Annotated in this window: 11 protein-coding genes, 1 tRNA gene and 2 pseudogenes; 5 read left to right on the forward strand and 9 right to left on the reverse strand. The window is 64.2% G+C overall.

Translation table 11 applies throughout. The annotated features are described in order from the left end of the window. Positions 1 to 332, forward strand: a pseudogene (locus C1H66_RS22755) (hypothetical protein); the annotation flags it as partial. A gap of 238 nt (positions 333 to 570) precedes the next feature. Here the strand turns inward: C1H66_RS22755 and C1H66_RS01240 are convergent. The 4 genes from C1H66_RS01240 to C1H66_RS01255 form a co-directional block, all read right to left on the reverse strand. Beyond that, positions 571 to 1,968 carry a sigma-54-dependent transcriptional regulator gene (locus C1H66_RS01240; RefSeq protein ID WP_102626109.1) on the reverse strand — a complete coding sequence of 466 codons (1,398 nt, stop codon included), beginning with the start codon at positions 1,966 to 1,968 and terminating at the stop codon, positions 571 to 573. Beyond that, positions 1,965 to 3,437, reverse strand: coding sequence for a sensor histidine kinase (locus C1H66_RS01245; RefSeq protein ID WP_102626110.1), 1,473 nt, complete (start codon positions 3,435 to 3,437; stop codon positions 1,965 to 1,967). Before C1H66_RS01245 ends, C1H66_RS01240 begins: the two co-directional genes overlap by 4 nt. Positions 3,438 to 3,509: 72 nt before the next feature. Continuing rightward, positions 3,510 to 4,685: a PQQ-dependent sugar dehydrogenase gene (locus C1H66_RS01250; protein WP_102626111.1), complete on the reverse strand. Its 1,176-nt coding sequence runs from the start codon at positions 4,683 to 4,685 to the stop codon at positions 3,510 to 3,512. A 146-nt stretch (positions 4,686 to 4,831) separates the two neighbouring features. Further along, entirely contained in the window at positions 4,832 to 6,127 is a 1,296-nt protein-coding gene (locus C1H66_RS01255) for an L-fuconate dehydratase (RefSeq protein WP_102626112.1), read from the reverse strand. 165 nt (positions 6,128 to 6,292) lie between these two features. On the opposite strand from C1H66_RS01255, the gene C1H66_RS01260 reads away from it, so the two are divergent. Continuing rightward, the gene (locus tag C1H66_RS01260) at positions 6,293 to 7,462 is read left to right on the forward strand and encodes a fumarylacetoacetate hydrolase family protein (RefSeq protein ID WP_102626113.1); all 1,170 of its coding nucleotides are present in this window, start codon (positions 6,293 to 6,295) and stop codon (positions 7,460 to 7,462) included. Positions 7,463 to 7,532: 70 nt separating this feature from the next. Here the strand turns inward: C1H66_RS01260 and C1H66_RS01265 are convergent, their stop codons facing one another. After that, positions 7,533 to 8,411: an AEC family transporter gene (locus tag C1H66_RS01265; RefSeq protein WP_102626114.1), complete on the reverse strand. Its 879-nt coding sequence runs from the start codon at positions 8,409 to 8,411 to the stop codon at positions 7,533 to 7,535. Positions 8,412 to 8,569: 158 nt separating this feature from the next. Here C1H66_RS01265 and C1H66_RS01270 point away from each other — a divergent pair, with 158 nt between their 5' ends. After that, positions 8,570 to 10,375 carry an ABC transporter ATP-binding protein gene (locus tag C1H66_RS01270; RefSeq protein WP_102626115.1) on the forward strand — a complete coding sequence of 602 codons (1,806 nt, stop codon included), beginning with the start codon at positions 8,570 to 8,572 and terminating at the stop codon, positions 10,373 to 10,375. 233 nt (positions 10,376 to 10,608) lie between these two features. Here C1H66_RS01270 and C1H66_RS01275 read toward each other — a convergent pair whose 3' ends face one another. Beyond that, positions 10,609 to 11,202 carry a hypothetical protein gene (locus C1H66_RS01275; protein ID WP_240618178.1) on the reverse strand — a complete coding sequence of 198 codons (594 nt, stop codon included), beginning with the start codon at positions 11,200 to 11,202 and terminating at the stop codon, positions 10,609 to 10,611. 157 nt (positions 11,203 to 11,359) lie between these two features. Here C1H66_RS01275 and C1H66_RS01280 point away from each other — a divergent pair. Continuing rightward, a tRNA-Ile gene (locus tag C1H66_RS01280) sits at positions 11,360 to 11,436 on the forward strand. A 457-nt stretch (positions 11,437 to 11,893) separates the two neighbouring features. Here the strand turns inward: C1H66_RS01280 and C1H66_RS01290 are convergent. Both C1H66_RS01290 and C1H66_RS01295 read right to left on the reverse strand, forming a co-directional pair. Beyond that, positions 11,894 to 12,166, reverse strand: coding sequence for a hypothetical protein (locus C1H66_RS01290; protein ID WP_102626118.1), 273 nt, complete (start codon positions 12,164 to 12,166; stop codon positions 11,894 to 11,896). A gap of 731 nt (positions 12,167 to 12,897) precedes the next feature. Next, positions 12,898 to 13,340: pseudogene (locus tag C1H66_RS01295) on the reverse strand (transposase); the annotation flags it as partial. Between the two features lie 204 nt (positions 13,341 to 13,544). On the opposite strand from C1H66_RS01295, the gene C1H66_RS22430 reads away from it, so the two are divergent. Then, positions 13,545 to 13,913 carry a hypothetical protein gene (locus tag C1H66_RS22430; protein ID WP_110286094.1) on the forward strand — a complete coding sequence of 123 codons (369 nt, stop codon included), beginning with the start codon at positions 13,545 to 13,547 and terminating at the stop codon, positions 13,911 to 13,913. A 256-nt stretch (positions 13,914 to 14,169) separates the two neighbouring features. On the opposite strand, the gene C1H66_RS22435 is transcribed toward C1H66_RS22430, so the two are convergent. After that, the gene (locus tag C1H66_RS22435; protein WP_110286093.1) at positions 14,170 to 15,243 is read right to left on the reverse strand and encodes a site-specific integrase; all 1,074 of its coding nucleotides are present in this window, start codon (positions 15,241 to 15,243) and stop codon (positions 14,170 to 14,172) included. Positions 15,244 to 15,390 lie beyond the last annotated feature (147 nt).

Genomic DNA, 15,390 nt, shown 5'->3' on the forward strand with positions numbered 1-15,390 from the left:
CGGCCGATCCGAGCATGGATCCGACTGCCCCGGCCGATCCTGCCACCCCGGCCGATCCTGCCGCCCCGGCAGACCCGGCGGCACCCGCCGATCCGGCAGACCCGGGGGCACCGGCCGATCCGAGCATGGATCCGACTGCCCCGGCCGATCCGGCCGCACCGGGGGAGGCCGCACCGTCCGATGAGCCCGGCTTCGGCGATGGCGGCGAGCCCATGCCGAGTCCCGATGCCGGCGCGCAGAGCGATCCCGCGAACGATCCGATGATCGAGGAAGAGAACGAGGAAGAGGAGTGGGAAAACCCCGCAGAGGATGACGAGGACAGCAGCTGGTAACTGGTAAGCGGCTGTAGGGAGCACGCCCCGGTGGTCGCCACCGGGGCACTCCAGGGAAGGAGGCTTCAGGGAAGAGGCTTTTCTTGACGAAACCTCTTGGCGTCGCATGGCGCGGTCGGCGGTCCCGCCGCAATCCCCTCAGCCAACCGCTGACCGAGTTGACGCCCCTGTCGGCCCTTGCTCCCCGCAAGGGCCTTTTTTGGTTCCGGGCGGGCAGGCACCACGCGGGCCGGCCGTCTTACTCTTCCTCTTCCAGGCGGCGATAGAGGGTGCGCCGGGCGATGCCGAGGATATCGGCCGTGCGGCGCTTGTTGCCGCCGGTGGCCTCGAGCACCTTGCGGATATAGCGCTTCTCGACGTCTTCCAGGCTCGGCCAGCCCTGTTGCGCGGCGCTCGGGGCCAGGGCCTGGCTGGCCTGGGCCTCGCTGGCGCTGCGGCGCTGCTCTGCGCCATGGCCACGGATGCGTTCGGGCAGGTCGGCGTGGCTGAGCCGGCCACCTTCGGCGAGTGTCACGGCGCGCATGATGGCGTTCTCCAGCTCGCGCACATTGCCCGGGTAGGGGTAGGAGAGCAGCGCCTGGAGCGCGGTGGGGTCGACCTTGTCGATGGTCTTGCCCTGGGCCTCGGCATGCTTGTCGATCAGCGCCGCGACCAGGCGATCGATGTCGCCGTTGCGCTCACGCAGCGGCGGGATGCGCAGCGAGAAGGTTTCCAGGCGGTAGAAGAGGTCGCTTCTGAAGTTGCCGTCCTCGATCTCCTGCTCGAGGTTGCGGTGGGTGGCGGCGATGATGCGTACGTCCACCGGCTCCTCCCGCTCGGCGCCCACCGGGCGTACGGTCTTCTCCTGCAGGGCGCGCAGCAGCTTGGCCTGCAGCCCGGGTGACATCTCGCCGATCTCGTCGAGGAACAGGCTGCCGCCATGGGCGGCCTGGAACAGCCCCTGGCGGGAGTCGCCGGCACCAGTGAAGGCGCCCTTCACATGGCCGAAGAACTCGCTCTCCATCAGTTCCGCGGGGATGCTGGCACAGTTCACCCCGATGAAGGGGGCATCGGCGCGGGGGCTCTCGGCATGGATGGCCCGGGCCAGCAGCTCCTTGCCGGTGCCGCTCTCGCCGAGTATCAGGATGGGGGCATCGCTTCTGGCCAGGCGGGCGGCGTCGTGAAACAGCGTCTGCATCGTCTCGCTCTCGCCGACGATGCCGTGGAAGTGGTCGGGGGGAGCATCCTGACGGAAGCGGGCGGCCAGTCGGCGATGCTCGAGTACCCGGTAGACCGCCTCGCGCACCCCCTCCAGGTCGAGCGGCTTGGTCAGGAAATCGTCGGCGCCGATCTTCAGTGCCTCTACCGCCTGGTCGATGGTGCCGAAGGCGGTGATCACGATGAAGCCCACTGGGTTGCCGTCCGCCCGTAACTGCTCCAGCAACTGCATGCCGCTCATGCCGGGCAGGCGCACGTCGCTGATCACCAGGGCCACCTCACTGTGGCTGAGGGTGGCGATGGCCTCTTCGGCGCTGCCTGCGCCGAGGGTCGGATGACCGGCGTCCTGTAACTCTTCCTCGAGCAGCTCGAGGATTGCCGGATCGTCCTCGACGATCAGGATGGGGACCGGGGGGGGAGAGGCGTCCTTCCGCGTCACGTCACACTTCCTCGTTCGGTGGTCTCGCTGTGCATGGTGTCGTCCAGCGGCAGGCCGATCTCGAAACCGGCACCGCCCAGTTCGCTGTCGAATACGCCAATGGTACCGCCATGGTCGTTGATGATTCGATGGACCATGGAGAGCCCGAGCCCGCTGCCCTGGCCCACCGGCTTGGTGGTGAAGAAGGGATCGAACACCTTCGACTTGTCGGTATCGAGGATGCCGGGGCCATCGTCTTCGAGCCACAGGCGCAGCTCATCGCCTTCCACCCGAGCGCGAAGCCACACCCGGTGGACTTCGTCGGCCTGGGTCGCATTGCGAAGCAGGTTGGTCAGCACCTGGATCAGCTGCTGGCCGTTGACCAGCAACTGCGGCGTGGGCTCCGGCAGGTCCACCTCCAGGCGAATGGCCCGTCTTTCCAGATCCTCCTCGACCAGCTCCCGCGCCGACTCGATCAGGGCATCCAGCGGCAGGCGCTCCTTCTCGACGTTGTGGCGACGCCCGAGCTCCATCAGTTGACGCACGATCTCGACGATGCGGTCCACTTCGCCGCGGATGCGATCGAGACGGGTACGCTCGTCGTCGCCGATCGCCTCGTGGCGCGCGAGGCGCTGGGCCTGGCCATTGATCACGGTGAGCGGGGCGCCGATCTCGTGGGCCACACCGGCGGCCAGCACGCCCAGCTCGGCGAGCTTGCGGGACTTGCGCAGCCGCTTCTCGAGTTCGATCTCCTTGAGCCGGCGCGCCTCGATATCGGTGTCCTTCTCGGCCATGGCATCGAGCATGCCGTTGAGGGCGCCGGCCAGGCGACGGTACTCCTGGGGGCCGCCGATCACGGCCCGCTGGCTGCGGTCGCCTTCCTCGACCCGGGCCATCACCGCCAGCAGACGGTTGAGGGGTTGCTCGATATGGTGGCGGAAGCCCCACCAGATGCTGAACACGATACCGGCGGCACCGATGATGAAGACCAGCACCGCCAGCAGGCTGATGAAGCCAGTATAGTTCTCGATGCCGGTGTTGAGCCGGTTGACCTGCAACACGCCGCGGATTTCGCCGTTGGGCGTGGTCAATGGCAGCAGGGCCGAGTAGTAGGTCCAGCCTTCGTGCTGGCGGTAGTGGCCGGAGAGCTCGCCGGAGTCGACCACGGCGCGGATGTCCTCGGCGTCGAACAGTGCCCGGCCGAGGCCCAGGCCATAGATCTCCTCGCCCTCGATGTCGAAGACATAGGCGCCGTAGATGCGGTGGAAGGAGAAGGCCGAGTGCAGCGACTCCTGCAGTGATTCCGGGGTGTCGCGTTCCATGGCATAGCCCAGCGAGGTACCGATGGCGTGGGTGATGATCTGGACCTCGGTCTGCAGCTTGGAGCGTACGTTGTCCTCCAGTGACTTGATCGCTACCAGGCTGAAGACGACCAGAATGAAGAACAGCGGCACGATGACCGTGAGGATGATGATGTTGCGCAGGCGCATGGCAGTTTCCGATCGAGTGGGCGGGAGCGGGGCGCGCGGATGCCGGCGGGCAGGCTAGCGGTACGTCGATGGTCAGTCGGCAGGCACCAGCCGGTAGAGGCCGCCGCGCGGATCGTCCTCGAGCAGGTAGAGATAGCCATCATGACCCTGGCGCACGTCGCGGATGCGGCCGATACGGCCGTCCAGGATTACCTCGCTGCCGGTGACGGCGCCCTCTTCCAGATCGAGGCGGATGAGCCGTTCGCTGAGCAGGCCGCCGGCCAGCAGGTCGCCCTGCCACACGGGAAAGGCATCACCGGTTACCTCGGCCAGCCCGGACGGCGCGAAACGTCCCTCGAAGACATGCACCGGATCGCGCATGCCGGGCAGCGAGTCCTCACCGATGGGGGCGCGGGTGGCATAGTCGACCCCGCGGCTCACCTCGGGCCAGCCGTAATTCTCCCCGGGCTCGATCAGGTTGAGCTCGTCGCCGGTGAGTGGACCATGTTCCGTCGACCAGATGGTGCCGTCGGCGGCCACCGTCAACCCCTGGGGGTTGCGATTGCCCAGGGTGTAGAGCTCGTCGAGGGTTTCGTCGTCGTCGACGAAGGGGTTGTCCCCGGGTACGCCTCCGGTCTCGGTCAGGCGCAGTATGCTGCCGGCATGGTCGCTGCCGTGCTGGGCCCTGGGCGGCTCACTGCCTCGATCGCCGATGCTCATCAACAGGGTGCCGTCGGAGAGCCAGGCGAGCCGCGAGCCATAGTGGCGGCCCGGGCCGGAATAGCGGCTCTGGACGAACAGCTCCTCGACCTCGGCCAGTGCCTCGCCATCGAGCCTGGCACGACTCAGGGTGGTGGCGGTGCCGCCGTCGCCGGCCTGGCTCCAGGTGAAGTAGATCCAGTCATGATCGCCATCCCCGTACTGCGGATGCAGCACCACGTCCAGCAGCCCGCCCTGGCCATGGGCATTGACCTCGGGGACGCCGTCGAGGTGGGTGATCTCGCCGTCCTCGTCGATCAGCGCCAGGCGACCGGGGCGTTCGCTGACCAGGTAGCGGCCATCGGGCAGCATCGCCATGGCCCAGGGGTGTTCGAGGCCGGAGGCGATACGCTCCAGGCGCAGGTCATGGTGGTCGGTGGCGATGCGCTCCTCGAGCACCTCGACGGCCTGGGCCGGGGCGGCCAGCAGGGCGCCGGATAGCAGCAGGGCGGCCGACAGTGATGTGGTCGACGGCAACAAGCTCCGCGGCGGCTTCACTGACCTCTCCATTCCGTTCTCCCTTTGCGTGATTTCCATGGCAGCGCGGCGTGCCCCTACCAGCATAGGGACTCCCTTGGGGGCGTGGTGTTCCCGGCTGCCGTCGAGCGGCGGAGCCGGGTCCGCCGGGCGCGCTTCACCGCCGAGCCGAACAGCGACTACCGGGCCCAGGCGGCGCCACCGGGATAGGCGTGGCGCGAGAGCGACTCCGGGTGCATGGTGATGCCGTAGCCGGGGGCTCGCGGGGCCTGGTAGCGGCCGTTGTGGATCACCACGGGATCCACGAAGTGCTCGTGCAGGTGGTCGACGTACTCGAGGATCCGCCCCTCCAGGGAGCCGGAGACGGCGATGTAGTCGAACAGCGAGACATGCTGCACGTACTCGCACAGGCCCACGCCGCCGGCATGAGGGCAGACCGGCACGCGATACTTGGCCGCCATCAGCAGCACCACGATGACCTCGTTGAGCCCGCCCAGGCGGGCGGCGTCGATCTGGCAGTAGTCGATGGCACCCGCCTGCAGCAGCTGCTTGAACATCACCCGGTTGTGGCAGTGCTCCCCGGTGGCGACGCCGATCGGCGCCAGCCGGCGGCGGATCTCGGCGTGTCCCAGGATGTCGTCCGGGCTGGTCGGCTCCTCGATCCACAGCGGGTCGAACTCGGCCAGCTCGCGCATGTTGGCGATCGCCTCGTCGACGTCCCACACCTGGTTGGCGTCCATCATCAGCGGGCGTTCCCAGCCGATCTCCTCGCGCAGGATTCGAGCGCGACGGCGGTCCTCCTCGAGGTCGCCTCCCACCTTCTGCTTGAAGTGGGTCCAGCCCTCCGCCAGGGCCTCGCGGGCCAGGCGCCGGACCTTGTCGTCGGGGTAGCCGAGCCAGCCGGCCGAGGTGGTGTAGGCGGGGTAGCCATGCTCGAGCATCTCCCGCTCCCGCGCTGCCTTGCCGGCGGCATGGCGCCTGAGCAGGGCCAGGGCCTCGCCCGGTGTCAGGGCGTCGGTGACGAAGCTGAAGTCGAGGCAGCTCACCAGCTGCTCGGGCGACATGTCGACGAGCAGCTTCCAGACCGGCTTGCCTTCCGACTTGGCCCACAGGTCCCAGATGGCATTGACGATGGCCGCCGTGGCCAGGTGGATGGCTCCCTTCTCGGGGCCGATCCAGCGCAGCTGGCTGTCGCCGCTGGTCAGGTGGTGCCAGAAGTCCCCCATGTCCCGCGTGATCGAGGCCAGGGTGCGCCCCTCGATCAGCGGCGCCAGCGACTCCACCGCCTTGACGCAGATCTCGTTGCCGCGGCCGATGGTGAAGGTGAGGCCATGGCCCTCGAGGCCTGCCTCGGTGTGCAGCGTGACGTAGGTGGCGGAGTAGTCGGGGGCCGCGTTCATGGCATCCGACCCGTCCAGCGAGCGTGAGGTGGGGAAACGGATGTCCTGTACGTCCAGGCGGGTGATCGAAGTCATCGCGGTTGGCTTCCTTGGTGGTGGCGTCATGGTGACAGCCTAGAAGGGAGGGGTGATAACCCTCCACTCGAAAGTTGTGGCACGCTGCTCGACGAGCGTCGCCGTCGGGTGGCCCGTGAACCTGGCCGGGATGCTCTCCCTTCCACCGTCATGACAGGAGCCACCATGCAAGCCATCACCCCGCGCGACTGCCTGCCCGAGGACCTCGACCGCGCCCTGCTGGTCGGCCGGGTGTGGCGCGACACCCCCACCCCCGGGCCGGCCATCGTGGTGGTCCGCGACGGTCGGGTGCATGACATCTCGGCCCGCGTCGCCACCATGGCGGACCTGCTCGACCGTGACGACGCCGCCGCCTTCGCCGCCGGAGCCGAAGGCGAGGACCTGGGGCCGGTCGAGACCCTGCTGGCCAACTCCCTGGCCGAACCCAGGAGCGCCCCCCGGCTGCTGGCCCCCTGTGACCTCCAGGCGATCAAGGCCTGCGGGGTGACGTTCGCCGTCAGCCTGCTCGAGCGCGTGATCGAGGAGCAGGCCGCCGGCAGCCCCCGGCGCGCCCATGAGCTCCGCCAGGAGATCCAGGCGCTGATCGGCGGCGACCTGTCGCAGATCCGTCCCGGCTCGCCGGAGGCCATGGCGCTCAAGGCCGAGCTGCAGGCCAAGGGGGCCTGGTCCCAGTACATGGAGGTGGGCATCGGGCCCGATGCCGAGGTGTTCTCCAAGGCCCAGCCGCTCTCGTCCATGGGCCTCGGCGACCGGGTCGGCCTGCACCCGGCATCACAATGGAACAACCCCGAGCCGGAGATCGTGCTGGCGGTGGACCCCGGCGGCACGCCGCGTGGTGCCAGCCTCGGCAACGACGTCAACCTGCGCGATATCGAGGGGCGCAGCGCCCTGCTGCTGGGCAAGGCCAAGGACAACAACGCCTCCTGCGCCATCGGCCCCTTCATCCGCCTGTTCGACGACCATTTCACCCTCGACAGCGTGCGCCAGGCGCGGGTCGCGCTACGCATCGAGGGCGCCGACGACGGCTTCGTGCTCGAGGACGCCAGCGACATGCGCGAGATCAGCCGCGACCCCCTGGAATTGGTCGAACAGACCATCGGCGCCCACCATCAGTACCCGGACGGCCTCATGCTGTTCCTCGGCACCATGTTCTCGCCGATCGAGGACCGCGATGGCCGGGGGCAGGGCTTCACCCACCATCTGCACGATCGGGTGACCATCGCCACCCCGAGCCTCGGCGCCCTGGTCAACGTCGTCGATCGCAGCGATCGGCTGCCGCCCTGGACCTTCGGGGTGCGCGCGCTTCTCGCCCACCTGGCCCGCCGCCAGGGTTGAGGCTGCCGGGCGGCGCATGGGCGCTCAGGTCTCCGGCGGCCTCGGGTGCCCGGTCGGGCCGTTTTCGCGCTTAGTACATCAGCAGCGCCAGCAGGGCCGGCAGATAGAGCAGCGAGAGCAGGGTCGAGCAGAACACCAGGCTGGCGGTATAGGCGGCCCCCTGGCCGGCGCGCAGCGCGAAGAGGTAGTTGAACACCGCCACCGGCATGCTCATCTGCAGGATCAGGATGCTCTGGGCCAGCGGCGGCAGGCCGAGCAGCGTGCCGATGCCCCAGGCCACCAGGGCGGCGACGGGAATGCGGATCAGGCTGAAGCCGATGCCCGATTTCAGCCCCTTCACCTGGATGCTGGCCAGCGAGACCCCGAGGGTGATCAACATCAGCGGCACCGTGAAGCCGGAGATCAGGTCGACGCTGTTGTCGAGCCACAGTGGCAGCGCGGTGTCGGTGATCAGCAGGCCCAGCGAGATCAGGATGGCGTAGACCGTAGGCGTCCTGACCAGCACCTTCAGCGGGTTGCCGTGGCTGGCGAGCATGCTGCCGACGGTGAACTGGAACAGCGAGACGGTGACCATGACCGCGATGCCGAAGGCGAAGCCGGCGCTGCCGAAGGCGTAGAGCACCACCGGCAGGCCCATGTTGCCGGTATTGGGGTACATGGTGGGCGCCAGCAGCACCCGCCAGTCGCGCCTGAGCAGCTTCGCCAGCACGAAGGCCGCGCCCGCCATGACGATGAGGACCAGGGCCGTGGCCAGCATGATGCGGCCGAAGCTGCCGGCATCGACCTCGGCACCGGAGAGCGAGGCGAGCACCAGGGCCGGGGTGCCGATGTTGAAGACCAGCCGGGTGACGAACTCCACCGGATAGGGCTGCCCGAGACGGATCCAGGTGAAACCCAGGCCGGCACCGGCCAGTACGGGGGCCATGACGGCAAAGAGTTCGGCGAGCATCGAGCGTCCTTGCGAGAGGGGGAAGCCCATCATTGTCGTGAATCGGCGAGTGGCGATGCAAGCGCCGGGCCGCGCCCGGAAGCCGAAGCGGCGCGCGGCATTGGTGGAGGCGGGCGACTCTCCGGTAAGCTGGTCTCCTTGTCGACAAGGAAACATTCATGCCCTCTACCGCTTCCGCCAACAGCTTCCAGGCGCTGGTGCGCCTGTTGCGCTATGCCCGGGGTTACCGTCGTCGCATCGTCGCGGCGACGACCTGCTCGATCATCAACAAGCTCTTCGACATCGCTCCGGAGATCCTCATCGGGGTGGCCATCGACGTGGTGGTCAACCAGGAGCGCAGCTTCGTCGCCCGGCTCGGTTTCGACACGCCCCAGGAGCAGATCCTGATCCTGGCCGTGCTCACCTTCTTTATCTGGGCCGGCGAATCGATCTTCGAATACCTCTACAAGATCCTGTGGCGCAACCTGGCCCAGCGGCTGCAGGCCGACATGCGCCTGGACACCTACGAGCACGCCCAGCGCCTCGACATGGCCTTCTTCGAGTCGAAGAGTTCCGGACAGCTCGTCGCCACCATGAACGACGACGTCAACCAGCTCGAGCGCTTCCTCGACGGCGGGGCCAACTCGCTGATCCAGGTGGGGGTCACCGTGGTGGCGGTGGGCGCGGTGTTCTTCGTCATCTCGCCGCTGATCGCGCTGCTCGCCTTCACGCCGATCCCGCTGATCATCTGGGGCGCCTTCTTCTTCCAGCGCAAGGCGGGGCCGCTCTACGCCGACGTGCGCGAGAAGGTCGGCGATCTCGCCAGCCGGCTCTCCAACAACCTGGCCGGCATCGCCACCATCAAGAGTTTCACCAGCGAGGCCCGCGAGGCCGAGCGGCTGCGCGCCACCAGCGAGGCCTACGTGGAGGCCAACCGCCGCGCGATCCGGGTCAGCTCGGCCTTCATCCCGGTGATCCGCATGGCGATCCTCGCCGGCTTCCTCGCCACCTTCACCGTGGGCGGCATGCTGGCGCTGCGCGGCGACCTCAATGTCGGCGCCTACGGCGTGCTGGTGTTCCTCACCCAGCGCCTGCTGTGGCCGCTGACGGGCCTGGCCGAGGTGATCGACCTCTTCGAGCGCGCCATGGCCAGTACCCGGCGCATTCTCGACCTGCTGGCGGTACCGATCACCGTGCGCGACAACCACGGCCGGTCGCTCGCGGCGCCGGTGCGCGGCGAGGTGAGCTTCGAGGCGGTGCGCTTCCACTATGCGGCCAGCGGGGTGGGGGTCGACGATGTCAGCCTGCGGGTGCCGGCGGGCCATACCCTGGCGCTGGTGGGCGCCACCGGCTCCGGCAAGTCGACGCTGATCAAGCTGTTGCTGCGCTTCTACGACCCGAGCGCGGGGCGGGTGTGCATCGACGGCCAGCCGATCGATGAGGTGAGCCTGGTCTCGCTGCGCGGGGCCATCGGCCTGGTCAGCCAGGACGTCTACCTGTTCGAGGGCTCGATCCGCGACAACATCGCCTATGGGCGACCGGACGCCGGCGAAGCCGAGATCGTCGAGGCGGCCAGGACCGCCGAGGCGTGGGAGTTTATCCAGGCGCTGCCCCAGGGGCTCGACACTCCGGTGGGCGAGCGCGGCGTGCGCCTCTCCGGCGGCCAGCGCCAGCGTCTGTCGCTGGCCCGGGCGCTGCTCAAGGACCCGCCGATCCTGGTGCTCGACGAGGCCACCAGCGCCGTGGACAACGAGACCGAGGCGGCGATCCAGCGCTCGCTGCGCAAGATCGGCCACGGCCGCACGGTGATCATGATCGCCCACCGGCTCTCGACCATCGTGCACGCCGACGAGATCGTGGTGATCGACGCCGGCCGGGTGGTGGAGCAGGGCACCCACGCCGCCCTGCTCGCCCGGGATGGTCGCTACGCCGCCCAGTGGCGGGTGCAGACCGGCGCGCTGGAGGTGGGGGAGGCGGCTCTTTGAGGCCCTGTGGGGTCAGACCCCGGCGGTGTCGAATCCGCTCGCCCCGTGCCTATGACAGGCCCGACAACTCGGCCGGGGTCTGACCCCATAGGGGCAGGCCTCGGCGTCATTTTCTGCGAACGTGCCGCCATCATCGAGATATTCGGGTCCCATAGGGGCAGGCCTCGGCGTCTCTTGCAGCGACGTGCCGCCATCATCGAGATATTCGTGGGAAGGCCGCAGGCTCGAGGAAGCTATTGCCGAACCAGCATGGCATCGAGACTGACCGGTACCTCGTCGCCGATCCGCTCGTAGCCGAGCAGCAGCAGCACCGAGCGCAGAGTGGGGTCGGCCATCAGCTCCTGGCCGTCCAGCGCCACCCGCTCGGCGTTGGTCACCCGGATCCGGTTGGCGGATTCCCGGGTGAAGCGCACCGCCAGCGGCTCCATGCGCGTGGCATTGCCCGACTGCACCGAGAGCTCGAGCACCTCCACCAGCGACTCGCCCACGGCCAGCTGCTCCAGGCGCTCGGGCGGAAAGCGGGTGGTCAGGGTGGCCATGGGGCGTTCGGTGAGGCCCGAGAGCCAGGGCGGCAGCGGGCCGAGCTTCTCGATCACGTCGCTCTGGTTCAGCCGCAGCGGCAGCTCCAGGGCGCCGCTGGCATCGGCGCTGCCGGCCAGCCGGCGCACCTCGTGATGGCGGGGGACCGGCCCGTCGGGGCCGATCTGCACCACCGTCGCTGCCACCCGCGACTGCGCCGGGTCCAGCTCCCACGCCGCCACGGCCGGCAGCGCCAGCAGCAATACCGCACCGAGCCCCATGCCGAGGCCAAGAAGTCGTTTCGTCACCAGCAAATCTCCAGAGGGGCCATGTCCTGGCATGAAGACACGGGAACTGGCCGGAAGTGCCCGAAGGGGGCGAGAAGGGCGGCCACGGCACCGAGGTTCTGGCCTCGCGCATCGGCATTCGCTATCATACGGCAGCGCTGTTCAGCGCTTTCCGGAAGGGCCTATAGCTCAGTTGGTTAGAGCAGGGGACTCATAATCCTTTGGTCGCTGGTTCGAGTCCAGCTGGGCCCACCAATGAAATCAGTAAGTTATATAGCATTAATGACTTGTTGTCTCTCTCCATGAGATTTGATGTAAGCCTCGTGTAAGCAGATTTCTTCAAACCCCTTTCTTCCTCACTATCCCATCCAAGCCACCAACTGTGCCTAGCTGTAGCGCGTCGCTCAACTTGCGCCGGCGGTTCGCGTAGTTTGCGCCAACCGAGAAGAGGCATTTAACCTCCATTACGACCCTGCCCGTCCCCTCCAGCGTGGAGCGACTCCATGGTATGGAAGGTGCCGGGCCTCATACCTAGGTACCGGCCATCCTTCATCGCCTCCCTGAGCGCGGAGGGTGGGAGCCTGTAATACTTGCGGACCAGGTGGTGAGTACGGGTATTGCGAAACACGACCTTTAGGCCGCTCCCCTCCGACTCAACGGCGACGCTTCTCCACTCATCCTCGGATAACTCCACACCCACCTCCTTGCCCTGTCAGAGACCGAGTTCCGCCTTGAGCCGCTCAAGGGTCGCTTGATTTTCCGGGTCGTCGACCTCGATCAGCAGGATCGCCGGGGTCATGTCGGTACCGGGATGATCGCGGGAGACAATAGGCGGCAACCTCCTATCCGGCTTCACCTCGACGTAGGTGGGGTCCGACTCCAACACCTGACATCGCGCGATGACGCCGATGACGTTATAGCTGGAGGGGTCAATGGTGGAGAGCTTGGCTTCAGAGATCCGGGTGGCCGAATTGATGGTGTTCATGGGATCGATCCTCCGCTGGGTTGGACTAACACTATAGCCGCTCCACGCCGCTCCTTTAGTGAATGACAAACGATGCACAAAACGCCCAGCGGGGGGCCGACGAGGCATCTCAGGTTGGTCGGTGCAGAGGGTAACCTTCCATGGCCGATCCGCTCCCTGCGTGACGCGTGGTGCCATCCGGGCGGCGTTCCCGTTGGGCATGCTGTGTGCGACGTCACCCTCCCGGCGTAGCCTCCAGCGATCGGCGGAGCCCGACGAGAACGCCGCTGCTTCATGTGAGAAATCACTGATGCCAAGGGAGCGACTCATATCACCCTCGCAAGACGAGACCTGACGAGGCTGTCCGTAGTCGTAGCGGCACCGTCCAGGTTCAGATACCACAGCCCGGCATCGCTGCCGTTGGAACAGACGCCACCGCAATGGTCGACACGTTCACCGCTGCCGTTCCAGAGGTGGAAATCCGGCACAGTGGCACCCGCCTCCGAACCCTGCCAGGTCGAGGCGACTAACAGATCAGCAATGGCGGCATCGGCCCTCACCGTATCCATGTAGACAAGCGAGGTGTTCGGGCGATTGATGCCGGTGCTGCCCCACATGCCGTCGTAGCCGCACCGCTCGATGAGTTCATCGGTGTGTCGCAGCCCGTCGGTCCATTCCGAGACGTTGCCCCACAGGGCGTAGATAACGCGATAGCTCGCTGCGGCGCTGTCGGTGAGCTGCACGCTACCGCTGGTGGAGTCGACGATGATGCCCGCGCGCATGACAGGCCCTGCTCAACCAGGCTGGCGTTGATCTCCTCGAGGATCCGCTGGGTCAGCGCATGCTTTTCCAGCAGGTGGCGGAAGCGCAGCAGCGTGGTCGCGTCCTACATGATCTCGATGGCAAGATCGATACCCACGAAGTCGTGCATCGCCCGGCTGACGTAGATAGCATTCTCCAGCGCTTCATCGGCTAGGGCTTACCACTGCTGGAGGAAGTAGAGGCGCAGCATGCGCTCCAGGCGGAATGGCGGTCTGCCCCGCTTACTGGCGGCATTCGGAAAGTAGAACGGCGACAGCGCGTCGATCAGCCGTTGCCAAAGCACCAGGGTCTCCATCTGGGCCAGGAACCGCTCGCAGCGGGTGATCTTCTTTTTGTTCTGGTGCTCAGCCTGGGCAAACGAGATTTGCTTCATCGGATGGCCTTGGTCAGACAGTGGTAGGAGGGCCATCTACCCCGCCAGTGGCTGCCAGGCAGCTGTGGCGGGATTTATGCAGCACTTCATAAGCGCTATAGTGGTGTGATCAGTATTTCTGTGCTCACTTCGATAATGAGTACAAGAAGTATGAAATGATGCAAAAAGGCGGTTACCTTAACATTCTATGAGTAGGTGGGTGTTATGAGCATGGAACTAAAAGTAGAATATCAACTACTAGAAGCCCCCAACAACCACATCATCAAGATCAGCACGGATGGCTACCAGCTTCGTCACACAAAAAAGAAATACGAACTCAATATTACTATCACAAACCTCACAAAAAATAAAAGCTTCAAAATCGATGTAGAGGTTCTGTACGGCTTTAACGACCGTCCGATTTCGGAGCTACTTCCGAGAGAAATAGCTATCGTCAAAAAATGGTTCGTATTCCAAGAAGAACTGCGCGACAACAGCAAGCTTTACGGCATTCATCCAGTCCCCGTAATCAATTGCGTCAAGTCATTCTGTTCGCACTTTGATAATGAATATGAGCTATACGAAATGCCCTAACACGCATTGCCACCAACCTGGGCGAGATCTATCGGCCTCTATTGCCCACAACAATCAAAAATGTACACAAAACCGAAATGAGCACATATTATCCATACCCCGCACCAAACATATTGGACCTTGGGGAATTAGCGACGGTTTTGTAAGGCTGGTGACGATTATGTTTGCATATGTGAGTTGTGTACATCGAGAGGGGGTTGGTTGGGGTAATAAAAAGCCCCGTATAGTGACAGGGCTAGGAGGGTTGGTGGTGATGCTATAGAGACATACCGGGATCTTTATTATAATCTCTGTTCCTTATTGCTTGTCCGATGTCAAAGTTTTCACCTCTTGTCTTGCCGAAGCGCTCACCTATATCATCCTTAACCTTAGAAATGGTTTCTTCGTCAACGCTCGGAATATTAGCACTGACATTTCCTGAGCGGAAGTGACCATAGCTTGATATGCTCGACGTATTCTTGTGACCCATTATAGCCGCTGCAATGATCCTGCCGCCCTCGGTTTCGTATAGCTGACGCTTAAGATTGGAACCGAAAGTGTAGCGAAGAGAGTATAGGCAGAAGTGCTTCACAGTATTGTTGAACATCTTGCGAGACGCCCTGTGAATACGCATTTGTGCTGCCTTTATACGTAGCTCGTCTAGGCCCTTTGACCTCGTCAAGGCATCGTGCAGAGACTTGTTGTACGAGACCGTCAAAATTCTGTCTAATCCGCGAGCCTTGAATTTTTGCTTCTCGCCAATGAGGGTCTTTTTGCTGCCTTTGATCTTGACAGTAATTTCCTCATCTTCGAATGCACTCAAAACCTCAAGGTGTTCTGCCTCACTTGGACGAATTCCCAAAGACTTTCCTAATACGATGAGATCGAGAGAGTCTTGGTCCTTATGCTCAATTCTATCCTTGACGATAACTCTCATAACATCATCTGTTACCTTAACTAGTCTACGACTCTTCTTCGTATTATGAGATCGCTCAGAGACAGGGGCAGGGTTATCTATAGCGCGGATCTCGTCACCGTACTTGCTCTTCCCGGCAGCCTTGTACATGATCGTCAAGGCCCTACGTAGCTTTCTCCATGAATCACTTGTTTTACTATGCGCAGTAGCTTTCAATGACAACATGACAAGAGCGTGATTCTCGGCAAGCATGGCTTTGAATTCTTTTTTGGTCCTTATGCTTGCAATGTTCGTGACGATGACTTTGTTCAGAAACGCTGACGCATCACCAAGGTAGTTGTAGTATGTGGTTTCTTTTAAGATGTCCTTTTTATGGTCCTTGCAGAATTTGTTATAAGTCTTGAATAACTTCTCGTTAAATCTGGTGTGAGTCATAGGTCGTTTAGGATTATATATTTATTATATCATAAATACAATCGTCATGGCTGTTACTAGCAAAAAGGGAATAAGTCAGTGGTCCATTAAGTTAAAATCAAACCTTTAAGCAGATGGGGCAGATATGACCCAGGGTGGTCCAGTAAT

Origin of the sequence: Halomonas heilongjiangensis, assembly GCF_002879645.1 — a bacterium.
GTDB lineage: Bacteria > Pseudomonadota > Gammaproteobacteria > Pseudomonadales > Halomonadaceae > Halomonas > Halomonas heilongjiangensis.